Source organism: Vibrio sp. 5S239 (assembly GCF_041439575.1).
In the GTDB taxonomy this organism is placed as follows: Bacteria; Pseudomonadota; Gammaproteobacteria; order Enterobacterales; family Vibrionaceae; genus Vibrio; species Vibrio kanaloae.
Window position 1 is genome coordinate 16,831 of record NZ_JBGOOM010000020.1, and the last position, 17,497, is coordinate 34,327.

General features: G+C 43.5%; 15 protein-coding genes. 4 read left to right on the forward strand and 11 right to left on the reverse strand.

Annotated elements, in window-relative coordinates; genetic code table 11:
- Nucleotides 1-24: 24 nt before the first annotated feature.
- A complete protein-coding gene (locus ACED48_RS14955) occupies nt 25-624 on the reverse strand; it encodes a tRNA-uridine aminocarboxypropyltransferase (protein WP_017056945.1) in 600 nt (199 codons plus the stop codon).
- Nucleotides 625-633: 9 nt separating this feature from the next.
- Here ACED48_RS14955 and rrtA point away from each other — a divergent pair, with 9 nt between their 5' ends.
- Nucleotides 634-1,182 carry a rhombosortase gene (gene rrtA / locus ACED48_RS14960; protein WP_017056944.1) on the forward strand — a complete coding sequence of 183 codons (549 nt, stop codon included), beginning with the start codon at nt 634-636 and terminating at the stop codon, nt 1,180-1,182.
- On the opposite strand, the gene ACED48_RS14965 is transcribed toward rrtA, so the two are convergent.
- The 7 genes from ACED48_RS14965 to tig all read right to left on the reverse strand — a co-directional run bounded on the left by ACED48_RS14965 (nt 1,173) and on the right by tig (nt 10,105).
- Nucleotides 1,173-1,472: a ComEA family DNA-binding protein gene (locus ACED48_RS14965; protein ID WP_017056943.1), complete on the reverse strand. Its 300-nt coding sequence runs from the start codon at nt 1,470-1,472 to the stop codon at nt 1,173-1,175. The genes rrtA and ACED48_RS14965 overlap by 10 nt on opposite strands.
- A gap of 208 nt (nt 1,473-1,680) precedes the next feature.
- The gene (gene ppiD, locus ACED48_RS14970; protein WP_017056942.1) at nt 1,681-3,546 is read right to left on the reverse strand and encodes a peptidylprolyl isomerase; all 1,866 of its coding nucleotides are present in this window, start codon (nt 3,544-3,546) and stop codon (nt 1,681-1,683) included.
- A 218-nt stretch (nt 3,547-3,764) separates the two neighbouring features.
- On the reverse strand, nt 3,765-4,058 hold the full coding sequence (locus tag ACED48_RS14975; protein WP_012604504.1) for an HU family DNA-binding protein: 294 nt from the start codon (nt 4,056-4,058) through the stop codon (nt 3,765-3,767).
- 169 nt (nt 4,059-4,227) lie between these two features.
- Entirely contained in the window at nt 4,228-6,579 is a 2,352-nt protein-coding gene (gene lon, locus ACED48_RS14980) for an endopeptidase La (protein ID WP_017056941.1), read from the reverse strand.
- A gap of 133 nt (nt 6,580-6,712) precedes the next feature.
- A complete protein-coding gene (gene clpX, locus ACED48_RS14985; protein WP_017056940.1) occupies nt 6,713-7,993 on the reverse strand; it encodes an ATP-dependent protease ATP-binding subunit ClpX in 1,281 nt (426 codons plus the stop codon).
- Nucleotides 7,994-8,074: 81 nt separating this feature from the next.
- On the reverse strand, nt 8,075-8,701 hold the full coding sequence (gene clpP / locus ACED48_RS14990) for an ATP-dependent Clp endopeptidase proteolytic subunit ClpP (protein ID WP_017056939.1): 627 nt from the start codon (nt 8,699-8,701) through the stop codon (nt 8,075-8,077).
- A 105-nt stretch (nt 8,702-8,806) separates the two neighbouring features.
- Nucleotides 8,807-10,105, reverse strand: coding sequence for a trigger factor (tig, locus tag ACED48_RS14995; RefSeq protein ID WP_017056938.1), 1,299 nt, complete (start codon nt 10,103-10,105; stop codon nt 8,807-8,809).
- Nucleotides 10,106-10,745: 640 nt separating this feature from the next.
- On the opposite strand from tig, the gene ACED48_RS15000 reads away from it, so the two are divergent.
- From ACED48_RS15000 to ACED48_RS15010, 3 genes are all read left to right on the forward strand, one after another.
- Nucleotides 10,746-12,572, forward strand: a complete 1,827-nt coding sequence (locus ACED48_RS15000) for an ATP-binding protein (RefSeq protein ID WP_017056937.1) — start codon at nt 10,746-10,748, stop codon at nt 12,570-12,572.
- 52 nt (nt 12,573-12,624) lie between these two features.
- A complete protein-coding gene (locus ACED48_RS15005) occupies nt 12,625-13,974 on the forward strand; it encodes a sigma-54 dependent transcriptional regulator (protein WP_017056936.1) in 1,350 nt (449 codons plus the stop codon).
- A gap of 78 nt (nt 13,975-14,052) precedes the next feature.
- Nucleotides 14,053-14,226: a hypothetical protein gene (locus ACED48_RS15010; protein ID WP_167346764.1), complete on the forward strand. Its 174-nt coding sequence runs from the start codon at nt 14,053-14,055 to the stop codon at nt 14,224-14,226.
- A 60-nt stretch (nt 14,227-14,286) separates the two neighbouring features.
- Here the strand turns inward: ACED48_RS15010 and ACED48_RS15015 are convergent, their stop codons facing one another.
- The 3 genes from ACED48_RS15015 to ACED48_RS15025 form a co-directional block, all read right to left on the reverse strand.
- Nucleotides 14,287-15,648 carry a TRAP transporter large permease gene (locus ACED48_RS15015; RefSeq protein WP_017056934.1) on the reverse strand — a complete coding sequence of 454 codons (1,362 nt, stop codon included), beginning with the start codon at nt 15,646-15,648 and terminating at the stop codon, nt 14,287-14,289.
- Nucleotides 15,649-15,650: 2 nt separating this feature from the next.
- Nucleotides 15,651-16,406 carry a TRAP transporter small permease gene (locus tag ACED48_RS15020; RefSeq protein WP_017056933.1) on the reverse strand — a complete coding sequence of 252 codons (756 nt, stop codon included), beginning with the start codon at nt 16,404-16,406 and terminating at the stop codon, nt 15,651-15,653.
- 66 nt (nt 16,407-16,472) lie between these two features.
- A complete protein-coding gene (locus ACED48_RS15025) occupies nt 16,473-17,468 on the reverse strand; it encodes a TRAP transporter substrate-binding protein (protein ID WP_017056932.1) in 996 nt (331 codons plus the stop codon).
- Between the last annotated feature and the right edge of the window lie 29 nt (nt 17,469-17,497).

Consider the following 17,497-nt stretch of genomic DNA (forward strand, 5'->3'; position numbering starts at 1 on the left):
ATAGCTTAAATATCGTGTAACGGCTTAATCTAAATAGTTTTTCTCGAAGACACCTGGTGGCATTTGACTGATTTGAAACTGAATCATTTGGTCAAATGCCGTTAACAGTGGGCGAAAATCACCGTCAGTCTCTAGTAAGCTCAATAAATGATAACCCGCTTCTACTGTGGATAGACTGTTGTCACTAGGTGCTTTGCGAATTCGATAGTTACCCTTGAGGTCTTTCGGCAAGTAAACCGTTTTTAACGCATGCAAGTTACTCGATACCTGCCACATTTTAAACGCCTTCTTCCACGTCCCATCCAATAAAATCACACGTAGCTTTTTATTTGAACAGGTTACCGACTCAACAGGAACAGAGTTTTCGCTTGGGTATAAAATCACATGTTGGTACTGTTCATCGGCCAGCAATGCGTTCAGTTGTTCATTGTCTGAAAAGTCTTCGCCGACAAGCGTCACGCTATTATTTAGAGATAACGAGAGGATGCGCGCCGTTCCCATTGGGCGATGCTCTTCTGATAGGTGCTGAAGAATGATAAGCTCAACATTCGATTCGAGTGGTGTAATCCACTGACAAATACAAGCTTTCAAAGCCTTGCTGCATTGGGGGCAATAACGAGACATGGATTTAATGTGTACCCTGTTTTAATTTTCACTTCACTTTTATGCGTCTTATTCCAATTTGAACCAATACAAGCTTGGGTCGTTTGGGATAGCAATGCGATTGCCGATGGGCAATGGTGGCGAATCCTAACAGGAAATTTTTCACATACCAACTACTCGCATCTTCTGATGAATCTAGCAGGCTTGTGGATCATCAGCTATCTGTTTCAACCGAGTAAAAAACAGCTTGTTCTTGCTTTGCTTGTGATCAGTTTAGTGACTGGGGTCGCTCTGTTATTTTCAAGTATTCAGATCTACGTTGGCCTATCGGGCACTTTGCATGGGTTGTTTGGTTTATGCGCGCTCAGAGAGACTATAAACGGCAGGAAATCTAGTTGGCTGTTAGTGTTGGGATTAATCGCTAAGATCGTTTGGGAGCAGCTTATTGGCCCTTCTAGTACGACTGGCGAACTAATTAACGCTCGTGTCGCAATTGAAGCCCACCTAGCAGGGTCAATAGCAGGAGGCTTCATGGCTGTAATATTTTTGCTAGCGGATAAAAAAGCGGATCAAAGCTGAATTCTTTCGCGGTTCTTTTCTACCGTCACTTCACCGATTCCTTTCACACTCACCAAATCATCAGCAGTCGCAAACGCACCATTTTGATCTCTGTAATCGACGATATCTTGGGCTTTCTTGTCCCCGACGCCAACTAATAGCGCTGAGAGTTCTTCTGCTGTCGCTGTGTTGATGTTTACCGTTATCTCAATACCTTCGTAAAGCTCAGCCTTAGTTGGGCTGTCTGCAAACGCTGCGGAGCTAAGGGTAATAAGAAATGAAAGAAGTAGTGTTGAATATATTGTGCGCATAAACCGTTCCTTTGTATAAAAAACGTAATTTATGCATTTACCATTATAAATGACACAGTAACTAAATAAAAATAAAGCGGGCCACCTTAGTGACCCGCTTTGTTATACATCTCGTTTTCATTAGCTTGTTTGTTCGCTCACAAATTTGATTTATAGAGCAACAGTCATACTTTGATTAACAATACTAAATCATCGAGTGAATCAAAGTTTACTGATCTTGGCCAACTACGTAATATTCAACATCCGCGTTCTTGCGAAGTACGTTTAATACATTAGTAAGATCTTGCTGGTTGCCAACTCGTTCCAGTTGAGCGCCAATTTGAGTACTGTAAGCTGGGTTGATTTCAGCCGTTACTTTTGAAAGCTCAACAACAACAATATTACCGTCTTGGTCTTTAGACTGACCGAATACAGATTGACCGTCTTCTGGTTTCGCGAAAGCGAATACAGAAGATGCTAATGGAGAGTTACGGTCTATCGTTTCAAGTTCAGTGAACTCAAGATTATTATCCGCCAGTACTGCTTCATTGCCTTGCTTAAGTTCGTTCACTAGAGAAACACCTAGTTCAATCGCTTGTTGCTCAGCTTGAACAGCAGACAATGCAGCCACAACTTGCTCTTTCACTTCAGCTAGCGGAAGAACGGTTTCGTCACGAGTTTCTTCTACACGAACAACAATCACATGCTCAGGTGCAACTTCGATAACTTCAGAGTTTAAACCATCTTCTTTCACTTCAGGACTCAAGATCGCTTGCATAACTGCAGGTGTCATGAGGAGTTCTGGAGCATCAACTTGCGAAATGAAACCCGTTGTTGTGATCTTAGCGTTAATAGCTTCAGCTGAATCGTCCAAAGAATCTGGGAATTCAAATGCCACTTTCTCTAGTTCAGTTTGCTTCTCGTAGAACTGGTCGACAGCATGCTGGTCTATAAGCTCTTGCTTAATCTCAGCCGCTACTTCTTGGTAAGACTGAGCTTGAGACGCTTTTAGCTCGTCTAACTTGATGATGTGGTAGCCAAAATCAGACTTAACTAAACCAGTTATGTCGCCAATAGTTTCAAGAGCAAAAGCTGCATCTTCAAACGCTGGGTCCATAACGTCGCGTTCAATCCAACCTAGGTCACCGCCAACGTCTGCACTACCGAAGTCGTCAGATTTCTCTTCCGCTAGCGTAGTAAAATCAGCGCCTGCATTTAGCTCGTCTAGGATTGACTGAGCTTTCGCTTCGTCATCGCCTTGAACTAGGATGTGGCTAACTTTACGTTGCTCTTCAGTTGAGTACTTGTCTAGGTGCTCTTGGTAGTATTTCTGTGCTTCTTCATCGCTTACTTCAAGCTGAGACTTAAGCGCTTCAGCAGAAAGCTCAATGTAAGATACCTTAGCTTGCTCTGGACGAGTATAAGCTGCTGGGTTCTCTTGGTAGTACTGTTCGATTTGCTCGTCAGTTAACTCGATGTCTTTTGCTAGGTCAGCAACAGACAGTGTCACTGTGCGAATGTCACGAGTTTGTGCGATAAGCTTGCTCTGAGTATCGATTTCGCCTTGAAGAACGAATTCACTGCCTTGAAGTGCAGTCACAAGCTGGTTGCGCATTAGGTCACGACGCATGTATTCTGCGAAGCTTTCTGCGCTGAAACCTGCACGACGTAGTGCTGCTTGGTAAACTTCTTGGTCGAATTGACCCGCCGTTTGAAACTGAGGCATTTCTAGAATCATGGTACGGATTTGAGAATCACTGATTCGTAGGCCTAGAGACTCAGCTTGCTGCTCAAGCAGTACGTCATTGATCATGCGATCAAGTACTGATTTACGGAAAGATTCTACGTAAGCAGGGTCTGCAAGCATTTGAGAGAAGTAATCGCCAAGTTGAGACTGCATACGGTTACGTTCGTTTTGGTAAGCCTGTTCGAACTCACCACGAGCAATTTCTGTGCTTCCAACTTTAGCTGCTGCGTTGTTACCGCCACCGGTGATGTAGCTGCCTACACCTGCGAATACGAATGACAGGATAATCAACCCAAGGATAATTTTTACCGCGATGCTATTCACGCCTTCGCGTAATCGATCCATCATAATTTAAGTGCTCTCCGGATATGAAGCATTGGCTTCAAAATAAAAATCTATTCACGCGATATTATCAGAAAAAGAAATGCGCATCAGTAGGATGCGCATAATTTAAATAAGTTCAATGTGCTTTGTACACATACTGTTTAAGAATGAAACATCATTTTTCAAACAGTAAACGCATTTTACTGCCTTCCTCTCTTAAATGGAGATTTCAGCAGTGAAAATTAGTTACATGCGTCTTTAAGTGCTTTACCCGCTTTGAAGCCAGGTACTTTAGCTTCTGCGATTTGGATCTCTTCACCAGTTTTTGGGTTACGACCTGTACGAGCAGCACGAGTACGAACACTGAAAGTACCAAAGCCAACAAGTGCAACTTGGTCGCCTGATTGTAGCGTTGTGCCAACTGCTTCGATGAATGCGTCTAGAGCGCGGCCAGCTGAAGCTTTAGAGATGTCTGCGTTTTCTGCGATTGATTCTACTAGTTGTGTTTTATTCACTGTTTTTCCCCTATGTGTCATCTGTGACTACTTCTTGATGACTGTACGTTCCATTTTGGTTTTAATTTAGCCGCAAGCCTTATTGCAAAAGGGCTGCCGCTTTGAGCAATAACTTAGCGTCCAAAAAAAACGCTGACAAGCCTTTTCGGGCCTATCAGCGTAATTCTTTACTTATTTTTGCTATGCATCACTATTTTTTCACGTCAAACTCGACCCCTGACGGATCTCGTTCTAGCGCTACTTTGAGTACTTCATCAATCCACTGAACCGGGATCACCTTCAAGTCAGCGATTACGTTGCCTGGAATCTCTTCCAAATCACGCTCGTTGTCTTTAGGAATCAGTACAGTTTTGATGCCGCCACGGTGTGCTGCAAGCAATTTTTCTTTCAAGCCACCGATAGGTAAAACTTCACCACGAAGGGTAATTTCACCTGTCATACCGACCTCTGCTTTAACAGGGTTCCCCGTCAAGCTAGACACTAATGCAGTACACATTGCGATACCCGCACTCGGGCCATCTTTCGGTGTAGCACCTTCCGGTACGTGAACGTGAATATCGCGCTTTTCGTAGAAATCTGAGTTAATACCCAGCTTTTCAGCACGAGAACGAACAACGGTCATTGCCGCTTGAATCGATTCTTTCATCACATCGCCAAGTGAACCCGTTTGCGTTAGCTTACCTTTACCCGGCATTGCTTCAGTTTCGATAGTCAGTAGATCGCCACCAACTTGAGTCCAAGCTAGACCAGTTACCTGACCAATACGGTTACTTTCATCCGCTTTACCGAAGTCATGACGTTGAACGCCTAAGTACTCTTTCAGGTTATCAATATTAACCGTTACAGACTTAAGGTCGCTGTCTAGCAAGATGTTCTTCACTGCTTTACGACAGATCTTAGAGATTTCACGCTCTAGGCTACGTACACCCGCTTCACGTGTGTAGTAACGAATGATGCCGATGATTGCAGAGTCTTCAATCTCAATTTCATGAGGCTTAAGACCGTTGCGCTGAACTTGCTTGTCCAGTAAGTGACTCTTAGCAATGTTCAGCTTTTCGTCTTCTGTGTAACCAGATAGGCGAATCACTTCCATACGGTCTAGTAACGGGCCAGGAATATCCATCGAGTTAGACGTTGCAACAAACATTACATCTGACAGATCGTAATCTACTTCTAAGTAGTGATCGTTGAATGAAACGTTTTGTTCAGGGTCAAGAACTTCCAATAGCGCCGAGGATGGGTCTCCGCGCATATCAGATGACATCTTATCGATCTCATCTAATAAGAATAGAGGGTTTTTAACACCAACTTTAGACATCTTCTGGATTAGCTTACCTGGAAGAGAGCCAATATACGTACGACGGTGACCACGAATCTCAGCTTCATCACGGACGCCGCCTAGTGCCATACGAGTGTACTTACGGCCCGTTGCCGCTGCAATCGAACGGCCTAGCGAGGTTTTACCTACACCAGGAGGACCAACAAGACAAAGGATTGGACCTTTTAGCTTGTTAATTCGATTTTGTACTGCCAAGTATTCAAGAATACGTTCTTTAACACGCTCTAAGCCGTAGTGGTCTTCGTTTAAAACCTCTTCCGCTTTCGCTAAATTCTTTTTAACTTTTGAACGCTTGGCCCAAGGAACACCCACCATCCAATCAATGTAGCTACGTACTACTGTCGCTTCAGCCGACATTGGCGACATCATTTTCAATTTTTGCAGTTCTTGCTCGGTTTTCTCGCGAGCTTCTTTAGGCATTTTTGAATCTTCGATCTTCTTCTTCAGAGTTTCGAATTCATCAGGTGCGTCATCCATCTCGCCCAGTTCTTTCTGAATCGCTTTCATTTGCTCATTCAGATAATACTCGCGCTGAGATTTCTCCATCTGTTTCTTAACGCGGCCACGAATACGTTTTTCAACTTGCAGGATGTCAATCTCTGACTCCATTTGGCCCATCAAGAATTCCAAACGCTCAGTTACATCTGAAATTTCTAGAACGTGCTGCTTGTCTACCAATTTAAGGGGCATGTGTGCTGCAATGGTATCGGCTAGGCGTGCTGCCTCGTCAATACCATTTAGCGACGTTAGAACTTCTGGTGGAATCTTTTTGTTTAGCTTAATAAAGCCTTCGAATTGATTGATCGCACTACGAACAACCACTTCTTGTTCTTTTTCGTCAAGCTCGGAAGTTACAACGTATTCTGCATCTGCTAAGAAAAATTCACTTTCTTTAAATTGATTAATTTTTGCACGCTGCTGACCTTCAACAAGTACTTTTACAGTACCGTCGGGAAGCTTAAGCAATTGAAGAATGGTAGCGACGGTACCTACATCAAATAGGTCTTCTATTGAAGGTTCATCAGTGTCCGCTTCTTTCTGTGCTACAAGTAGTACTTGTTTGTTAGCTTCCATTGCCGATTCAAGGCAAGTAATCGATTTTTCACGACCAACAAACAATGGAATAACCATATGTGGGTAGACCACTACATCACGTAGAGGTAGCACGGGGATTTCGATACGCTCGGAACGTTCCAAGTTCATATATTTCTCTCTTCCGCTTTAAACTTATAAAGCAGTATATGGGGCTTAAACGACTGGATTCAATGGAAGAATAAAAAAAAGGAGGTAATTGCTTACCTCCTTTTTCAATTTGAGCGTGTAGTCTAAAAAAGACTTACTCTGCAACAGCTGCTTGGTTATCTGAGTTACTGTAAATTAATAGTGGTTCTGACTCACCATTAATTACCGACTCATCAATCACAACCTTGCTTACATCTGTAGAAGATGGCAGTTCATACATAGTTTCTAGTAGAACCCCTTCCAAAATAGAGCGTAGACCACGAGCACCTGTTTTACGGTTCATTGCTTTCTTAGCAATAGCGCGTAAAGCGTCTTCGCGGAATTCTAGCTCTGTATCCTCAAGTTCAAATAATGCAGCATACTGTTTTGTCAGTGCATTCTTTGGCTCACAAAGGATTTGGATTAACGCTTCTTCATCAAGCTCTGTCAGTGTTGTTGTAACAGGTAGACGACCGATGAATTCTGGAATTAAACCATACTTCACTAGATCTTCAGGTTCTACTTGAGTGAACAATTCACCGATAGTTTTGGTTTCGTCTTTTGAACGCACTTCTGCGCCGAAGCCGATACTTGAACCTGTTTCTACACGTTGCTCAATCACTTTATCTAGGCCTGCAAACGCACCACCACAGATAAATAGGATCTTAGACGTGTCCACTTGCAAGAATTCTTGCTGTGGATGCTTACGACCACCTTGAGGTGGAACTGAAGCCACTGTACCTTCAACAAGTTTTAGTAGAGCTTGCTGTACACCTTCACCAGACACATCACGAGTGATTGATGGGTTTTCAGCTTTACGAGAAATCTTGTCGATTTCATCGATGTAAACAATGCCGCGTTCCGCTTTCGCTACGTCGTAATCGCATTTCTGAAGCAACTTCTGGATGATGTTTTCAACATCTTCGCCCACGTAACCCGCTTCGGTTAGTGTTGTTGCGTCTGCCATTGTGAATGGAACGTCTAGGAAACGAGCCAGTGTTTCAGCAAGTAGTGTTTTGCCACTACCAGTAGGACCGATAAGAAGAATGTTACTCTTACCTAACTCTACGCCTTCAGCCGTTGTATCACCATTACGTAAACGCTTGTAGTGGTTATATACCGCAACTGCTAGCACTTTTTTCGCGTATTCCTGACCGATTACATAGTCGTCAAGATGCTCACGAATCTCACGCGGCGTAGGCAGCGATTCAGATTCTTTCTTAGGAAGAACATCTTTAATTTCTTCACGAATAATGTCGTTACAAAGATCGACACATTCATCACAAATGTAAACAGAAGGACCTGCGATTAACTTGCGAACTTCGTGTTGGCTTTTGCCACAGAAAGAGCAGTAAAGCAGTTTACTGCTACCACCCTCTTTGCTTTTGTCTGTCATTCGCTAACCTCTTAGCCTGTACTCTCTATGTTTGAGTGTATATCAATTTGAATCACTTTGCGTTAAACAATTGCCTTGCAATTATTGGCCGCGATGATTAAGAACTGAATCCACCAAACCGTATTCTACTGATTGCTCAGCAGACATGAAATTGTCACGATCTGTATGTTGCTCAATAACTTCTAGAGGCTGACCGGTGTGCTCCGCCAATAGCTTATTTAGCTTTTGTTTGATCGTTAGGATCTCTTGCGCATGAATTTGAATATCAGACGCTTGACCTTGGAAGCCGCCAAGTGGCTGGTGAATCATCACACGTGAATTTGGAAGCGCGTGACGCTTACCAGGAGCACCACCGGCTAGTAAGAATGCTCCCATAGAGCACGCTTGACCCATACATACTGTACTCACGTTTGGCTTGATGAACTGCATTGTGTCGTAAATAGACATACCTGCAGTTACGCTACCGCCTGGTGAGTTGATGTAAAGATAGATATCTTTGTCTGGGTTTTCTGATTCCAAGAAAAGCATTTGAGCCACGACAAGGTTTGCCATGTGGTCTTCAACTTGACCGGTTAAGAAAATGATACGTTCTTTTAACAGACGAGAATAGATATCGTAAGAGCGTTCACCACGGGAAGTTTGTTCAACCACCATAGGAACTAACGCGTCCATAATCGATGGCATTGTATTTTTTTCTTGGTAGCTCATATTCTTATGTCCCTAAAATAAATGGCCCGAATGATTAAATCATACGGACCATTGTTAGCAGAATTGTTGACCGTACGTCAACCTTCTACATCAGATATTACTATATTATGCAGGTTGCTGATTCATTAGCTCGCTGAAGCTAACTTCTTTATCAGAAACTTGAGCTTTAGCGATGATTGCATCAACTGCTTGCTCTTCTAAAGCAACGTTACGCATGTTGTTCATCATTTGCTCGTTTTGCTCGTAGTAAGCAATAACTTCTGTTGGATCTTCGTATGCTGTAGCCATCTCTTCGATGATAGCTTTAACTTTCTCGTCGTCAGCTTCTAGCTCTTCAGTCTTGATTACTTCACCAAGAAGAAGACCTACAACTACGCGACGTTTCGCTTGCTCTTCGAACAGCTCACGTGGAAGTTGGTCAGCAGCTTCAGTGTTGCCACCGAAACGTTGAGCAGCTTGTTGACGTAGAACACCGATCTCTTGATCGATAAGAGCAGAAGGTACGTCGATGTTGTTTTCGTTAACTAGACCATCGATAGCTTGCTCTTTGATGCGGTTCTTAACAGCTTGCTTAAGCTCACGCTCCATGTTCTTACGAACTTCAGCTTTAAGACCTTCAACGCCGTCAGCAGCGCCGAACTTAGAAACGAACTCTTCGTTTAGTTCTGGAAGTTCACGAGCTTCAACTTTGTTCAACTTGATAGAGAACTTAGCTGATTTACCTTTTAGGTTTTCAGCGTGGTAATCTTCTGGGAAGTTTACGTCAATTTCGAATTCCATGCCTGCTGTTTTACCAACGATACCGTCTTCAAAACCAGGAATCATGCGACCAGCACCCATCTCTAGTGGGAAGTTCTCAGCTTTACCGCCTTCGAACTCTTCACCGTCGATAGAACCAACGAAGTCGATAGTTGCACGAGAGCTAGCGTCAGCTGCAGTGTCAACTTCAGTCCAAGTTGCTTGTTGCTTACGTAGAGTTTCGATCATCTCTTCAACGTCAGCTTCTTTAACTTCTACTGCAGGTTTCTCAACAGTGATGTTTTCTAGACCTTTCAGTTCAACTTCTGGGTAAACTTCAAAAGTTGCGTTGAATACTAGGTCTGCGCCTTCGCTGTTTTCAACTGGTGCGAAAGTAGGTGCGCCAGCTGGGTTGATTTTCTCTTTCACGATCGCTTCGATGAAGTGACGTTGCATTACTTCGCCCATCACGTCTTGACGTACTGCTTTGCCGTACATTTTAGCAACCATCTTCATTGGCACTTTGCCTTTACGGAAACCATCGAAACGACGATTTTTCGCGATGTTGCGTAGTTCAGCTGTAACTGCATCTTCGATGTTAGCAGCAGGAACAGTAATATTAAGACGGCGCTCTAGGCCTTCTAGCGTTTCAACAGTAACTTGCATTATATAAACCTCAAAACTGGCTCAGTAATCTGAGCATATGAGCCGTAACTTAGCTTTAATTCAAAAGCCGACGTTGTTGGCTGCATCCTTGTGTAGTGCTCTATCCGAACACCTAATTTAAAATCGAGCATTGATGTTTGAATTGATTATTCAACTAAACACCAGACTAATCAGCGATATCTTCGTTCTTCACGCGCCGATTAAAACGCAACAAAGCTTGTTTTCAGAAACAAGAAAGGTATCTCCGATTAGCCTCAGGACAGAGATTTTAGACGCGACATTCTAGCGATCTGTTTAATCTCTGTCGAGCCGTTCACCTCTGCTTAATGATGAATGCTCTAAATTCGTTCAACTAAATGATACAAAAACGGTCAAAACATCACTTAGCACAACAGAAATGGGGACAATAGCGACTTTTTCAAGGGAATCGAGGCCTTTTTTTGCTAAAAACCTTAAAAAGAGATCTTGCTCTTGTTTTACCCCTCAGAGTCGATAAGTTTTTCAACAATCTCCGTTACAAAGCCTTAACCTACAACCATCTGTTCACTCTCTGCTTCCAGCAAAAACTACCGCTATTTGCTACCATAAACGAGAGGAGACAGGCTTGATTGTTTACCAAAAAAATTAGCGGAGAGCCTTCATGTTTCAAGCTTTTAGAATCCCAATACTATTAATGGTCACATACAGTTTACTGATGGTGTTTGGCGGTCATTGGGTGTGGAGCACAAGCCATGAAAGTTTGTTAAATGATCATCAATCTAAGCTGGACCGTTTTTCGGTTCACATTTCCAGTCAATTGGACAAGTTCGCGCACATTCCAGAGCTGCTTTCAAAGGATATAGAACTGGTCGATGCCTTACATTCACCAGATAACTCCGCACAAATTGAACTGACCAATCGCTATCTAGAACACGTCAACACTGTGATTCAAGCCTCTGACACCTACTTATTGGACAGCATTGGCACTACCATCGCGGCCAGTAACTGGAACCTTAAACACTCGTTTGTTGGACGTAATTTTGCGTTTCGTCCTTACTATCAACAAGCGATTCTCGGCAATGAAAATCAGTACTTTGCTTTAGGTTCTACTTCAGGGAAGCGGGGCTATTATTATTCCTTTCCTGTCTCCTACGCAGCTGAAATCATTGGCGTGATTGTCGTAAAAATGGATTTATCACTGATTGAAACAAGTTGGAAAGGTAAACAGAGTTATTTTGTTGCTGACGATAAAGACCTGATTGTTTTTATGTCAAGTAATCCAGAATGGTTACTCAAAAGCCTCCAACCACTCAATAAGGCCCAACAGGCTCGAATTCAAGAAAGTAGGCAGTATCTAGATACAAAAATCGAGAGTCTGCATTTTTCAGGTGATTTGGAGAGCTCTACCAGCAGTATTAAGTCAACGCATAAACTCGTTCAAGAACACTTTTTTACTTCCTCACGTTTTTTAGATGACCCCAAATTAACCGTCCGGGTATTCTCTCCGACACACTTAGTTTGGTGGGATCTGATCGCCTATATGGTAGTGTTGAGCTTGGTATTTGCGATTATTTATCTCACTATACAACTCAACAACCATCGCCAACAAAGACGCGCCCAGATCGATAGGCTGCAATCTGAAGCCAAACAAAAGCTAGAATTTCAAGTTCTTGAGCGCACATCAGAACTGCACGTCGAGATCAAGCACCGTATCGAAACAGAACAGATACTCAGACAGACCCAAGACGAGCTAATACAAGCAGCAAAGCTGGCAGTATTAGGTCAGATGTCAGCAAGCATCAGCCATGAACTGAATAACCCATTGGCGGCCATTCGCAGTTATGCCGACAATGGCCGACTCTTTCTTGAAAAAGATAAGACAGACCGAGTCGATGACAACCTCTCTCGTATTTCAGCACTGACGGATCGTATGGCAAAAATAAGCCATCAACTCCGTTCCTTCGCTAAGAAATCCACGGCGGAAGAGCTACACACATTGCAGATACTGCCTATTCTTCATTCCTCAAAAGAACTGATGAAACCGCAGTTAAAGACTGAACGAGTCAAAGTAAATGAGCTCCCTGAAATCTTCGACGTCTGCGTACTCGCTAATGCCATTCAATTGGAACAGGTGATCATTAACCTACTGACCAATGCTGTTCAAGCTATGGAAAATCAAGAAGATAAACAATTGGCTATCCTGTTAGAGATTAGGGAATCAGATAATGAACAATCAAAAGCTCTGTTGATTCATGTCGATGACAATGGCCCTGGTTTTGTCTCGCCTACGACGGGACACTTTTTTGAACCCTTCCATACCACCAAGAAAAACGGACTTGGACTTGGGCTGTCGATTTCTCAACAAATAATCAGCGGAATTAACGGCAAACTAGTGACAGGAGTCAGTCCGCAAGGCGGTGCTCGTTTTAGTATTGAACTCCCGATAGTGTCCGACGAGCAACGTTCCAAAAAGAACAAAACGGACTGAAGCAAAACAAAAATTTCAGCAATATTCACTATCAAAGAGTAAAGGAATAACTATGTGTCACGTCTATTTCATTGATGATGAATCCGATTTAAGGATGGCAATTGAGCAGAGCTTTGAGCTTGCTGGCATTAATGCTGAATTCTTTCATGATGCGGAATCAGCACTACTTGCGATCCAAAAAAATGGTCTTCCCCATGTGATCATCACAGATATCTGTTTACCGGGTATTTCTGGACATGATCTACTCAACACTGCCATGCACAAAGATAAAGAGATTCCGGTCATCATGATCACCGGGCATGGTGATATATCAATGGCCGTGCAAGCTATCCATGATGGTGCCTATGATTTCATTGAAAAACCATTTGCCAATGAGCGTTTGATCGAAACCACCAAACGGGCAATCGAAAAACGCCAATTGACCCTTGAAAACCAAGAACTGAAGCGTTCGTTGAAAGCGAGTAAAGCACTGGGTCCAAGAATCATTGGTGACACGCAATCGATGACTGAGCTTCGTTCGATCATCACTCACGTCGCCGATACCAACGCCGATATTTTATTGTTTGGCGAAACGGGAACAGGTAAAGAACTAGTCGCACGTTCCCTACATGAACAAAGCAGCCGTCGAGAGCAAAATTTTGTCGCAGTCAATTGTGGTGCAGTCCCTGAAAATCTGATTGAAAGCGAGCTCTATGGCCATGAAAAAGGCGCTTTCACGGGTGCTGATAACAAACGCGTAGGTAAATTTGAGTTTGCACAAGGCGGCACCCTGTTCTTGGATGAAATAGAATCCATGCCGATGCAAGCGCAGATCCGTCTGTTACGCGTATTACAAGAGCGTGTCATTGAAAGGGTTGGCTCAAACGGTTTAGTGCCTCTCGACATCCGGGTGATTGCCGCAACCAAAGTGGACTTAAAGAAGGCTGCTGAAGAAGGAACTTTCCGCCAAGATCTCTATTATCGACTTAATGTTGTCACTTTAGAGTTACCGCCATTAAGAGGTCGCCAAGAAGACATCCCTGCACTCTTTCACCATTTCTTGCTCGTCGCAGCAGCTCGTTATGGTAAAACAGCCCCCGCACTGCCACAAACAGAACTGCACGCGCTTTTAGCTCATGATTGGCCCGGAAATGTACGAGAACTACGTAATACTGCAGAGCGTTTTGTACTTTTAGGTAAGCTTTCTCATTTATCAGACAACACCGTTGAATCAAACCAACACTTATCGCTAGCTGAGCTGGTCTCTGACTTTGAGAAAAGTGCACTAAAGCAAGCACTTATTGAGTGTAATGGCAGTATAAAAGAGACCATGGAAAGGCTTCAACTTCCACGCAAAACCCTTTACGACAAGATGCAAAAATACCAGCTTGTAAAAGAATCATATCGACAAAGAGAAAACTAAGCTATTTGTGTGAGCAAGATCACCTATACTTATTTCGGTCATAGGATGTTCTACGATCAGAACAGTGAGGAGATGGTTATGGGTGAGAAAACGAGAGTGCCATCCATTACTGACACACTTGAAATAGATGGTGTTTATTACATTGATCAGCATGTCGACTTAAACACACCGGAGTTAGAAGCAAAAAGGTCCCTCTATCAACAGAGCGACCATCATTTGAACTTCGGTAAAAATATTGATGAGGAGGTCTAACGACCTCCTTTTTTCCATTCTAATTGTTCTTTTTCTATTTTACGCAAATAATGTCCACACTTACTTAGTGATAATTTCCGGTCCCATCAATGTGGTCGGTAACCATGTAGATACCCACGGCACGTAAGTTACGATAATCAAGAACAGGAACATTACTCCTACCCAAGGCAGTGCCGCTTTCACTACGTTCATCATCGACATCTTGGCGACACCTGCGGTCACAAACAAATTGAGCCCGACAGGCGGCGTTATCATCCCTATCTCCATGTTCACTACCATCATGATACCAAGGTGGATTGGGTCGATACCGAGTGCAATAGCAATTGGGAATACCAAAGGTGCTACGATGATCAGCAAGCCTGAAGGTTCCATAAACTGTCCACCAATCAAGAGTAGAACGTTCACCACAATCAAGAAGGTAATCGGACCTAAGCCCGCAGAAAGCATAGACTCAGTGATCATTTGAGGGATACGTTCTTCTGTCAGTACGTGCTTAAGAATCAGAGCATTAGCAATGATAAACAGCAACATAATCGTCAGCTTGCCTGCATCGTAAAGCGTGTCTTTAGTGTCTTTGTGAAATAAAGTTTGGAACGCTTTAACCAGAGCCGGTTTAGTGTTGTTCCTGTCAGCAAATGGACCCATATCTTTATAGATAAAGTTGGCAATAAAGAACGCATACACCGCTGCGACTGCCGCCGCTTCTGTCGGAGTGAAGATACCGCCGTAGATCCCCCCCAAAATGATGACAATCAATAGCAGGCCCCAACTCGCGTCTTTTGCTGCCGCGAACATTTCGCCCCAACCCACAAATGGCTGTGCTGGAATCTTTTTAATACGTGCAGCAATGTAGATAGCAATCATCAACATCACACCCGCTAGCAGGCCAGGAATAACGCCACCAAGGAACATACGACCTACCGACACATCGGTCGCCGCTGCGTAAACCACCATCACGATTGACGGTGGAATCAAGATACCCAAAGTGCCCGCATTACAGATAACCCCTGCTGCGAATTCTTTTGTGTAGCCGTTTTTGATCATACCTGCGATAACAATACTACCGATTGCCACTACCGTTGCTGGAGACGATCCAGATAACGCTGCGAACATCATACATGCCACAACCGAAGCCATCGCTAACCCGCCACGGAACCAGCCGACCATTGCGATAGCAAAACGAATAATACGTTTCGCCACACCGCCTGTGGACATGAAACTAGAGGCCAAAATAAAGAAAGGTATCGCTAAGAGTGTGTAGTGGCCTGCAAAAGCATTAAACAACGTTTGTGCAACGGATGCCAAAGAAGCATCAGAGTGCATTAACAAGAATATGATGCTCGATAAACCTAGGGAAATCGCAATTGGTACACCGACCAACATGAAAGCAATTACCATTAAGAATAGAAATAACATTGCCATGATTAGTCTTCCTTTCCGTTAGATTTTGTACCCGACTCATTCGCCTTGTTCTGCTTAGTCGAATCCAATACCGCTGTCGCGTCTTCATCAGAACCCGCTAACACATCAGCTTTCAATGCATCCAGCTCTTCTTCGGCTTCATGACCTGCAATCATACGGTCAAGCTTGCCTGTAACTACTTGGTAAGCGACTTGGGCAAAACGGAACGTCAGCATTGCCATACCAATCGGCAATGCCATATAAGGAATAAAACGTGGCAGTTTCTCGTATCGCTCGCCTTCATTCATCCAATCGGAAAGAAACTGAAGCATCTCGGGCATTGGAATATCATCGGTTTCATACCATGCGCGCTCAGTCGCGAACGGGTACCAGTAATTCCAAGAACCGATAAGAAGTAAGATTGAGAATGCTAGGCAGCTTGTGACGGCTATTAACGCATACACTTTACGTAGCTTTTCTGGGGCAAGGTTGATGATCACATCAACGCCAATGTGGAAGTGTTTTTTAACGCCATAAGATGCGCCCACTAACACCATCCAAGCGAACATGAACACCGTCAGTTCTAGTGCCCACAAGATATTGCCATTGAATGCGTATCGAAATACCACATTGGCAAAAGTAAGTAGCGTCATTGCGCCAAGGAAAAATGCGATTAATGACTCTTCAATCGCATCCGTAACTCTTCCAACTTTGGAAAAAAGAGAGGGTTCCAGTGCTGATTCGCTAGAATTTGGTTGTTCCATTTGAGGCTTTTCCATAATTGACTCCGCTTATAATTGTTTTAATAAGAAGTGGCGAAAACGCTCGCCACTTCTCTAGCGGTGTTATTGGTTTGAAGCTAATGCTGCATCGATAAGATCTGAACCGATGTCTTTTTCAAACTTCTTCCATACTGGTTGAAGTGCAGTTACCCATGCTTGACGCTGTTCAGGCGTAAGTGTACGAACCTCACCACCGGCTTCGATGATATTATTTTTGTTCGCTAGGTTAACTTTTGAAGATTCAGCATTACGCGTCTCAGACACTTCTTTAACGATAGTGCCAAGCTGTGTGCGTACATCTTCAGGTAGGTCCTTCCAGAAGTCGTTTGACGTAACCACTAGGTAATCCAAGATACCGTGATTGGTTTCAGTCACGCCGTCTTGTACTTCAAAGAACTTTTTACCGTAGATGTTTGACCATGTGTTCTCTTGGCCATCGATAACCTTAGTTTGCAAGCCACCGTACACTTCTTTGAAAGACATCTTCTGTGGGTTAGCGCCTAGTTGTTCAAACTGAGCCACCAATACATCCGATGCTTGAACACGGAATTTCAAACCTTTTGCATCTTCAGGGCTGATTAGAGGTTTGTTCGCCGACATCTGTTTCATGCCATTATGCCAAAACGCAAGACCTTGTAGGCCACGACGTTTCATCGCGTTCTTCAGCTTTTCACCAGATTCTGAGTTTTGGAAACGGTCAACGGCTTCTACGTCTTCAAATAGGAAAGGAAGGTCAAAAATGCGGTATTTCTTAGTGAACTTCTCAAATTTAGACAGCGATGGCGCCGCCATTTGAACATCACCATTTAACAGGGCTTCCAGTACCTTATTATCATCATATAGCGTCGAGTTAGGGAAAACTTGCATACAAGCTTTGCCATTCATTTCCGTGTTTACTCGCTCTTCCAGTAAAGAAGCGGCGATGCCTTTCGGGTGCTTATCAGTATTGGTTACGTGACTGAATTTAATCACGATTTCGCCTGGATCACAGTTTGCAGCAGCATTAAAACTGGTGAGCGCCAGAGCAGAGACAGACAGCAGGGTAAGAGGCTTAAACATTATTATTCTCCTTAGTAAACAAAGCAGCC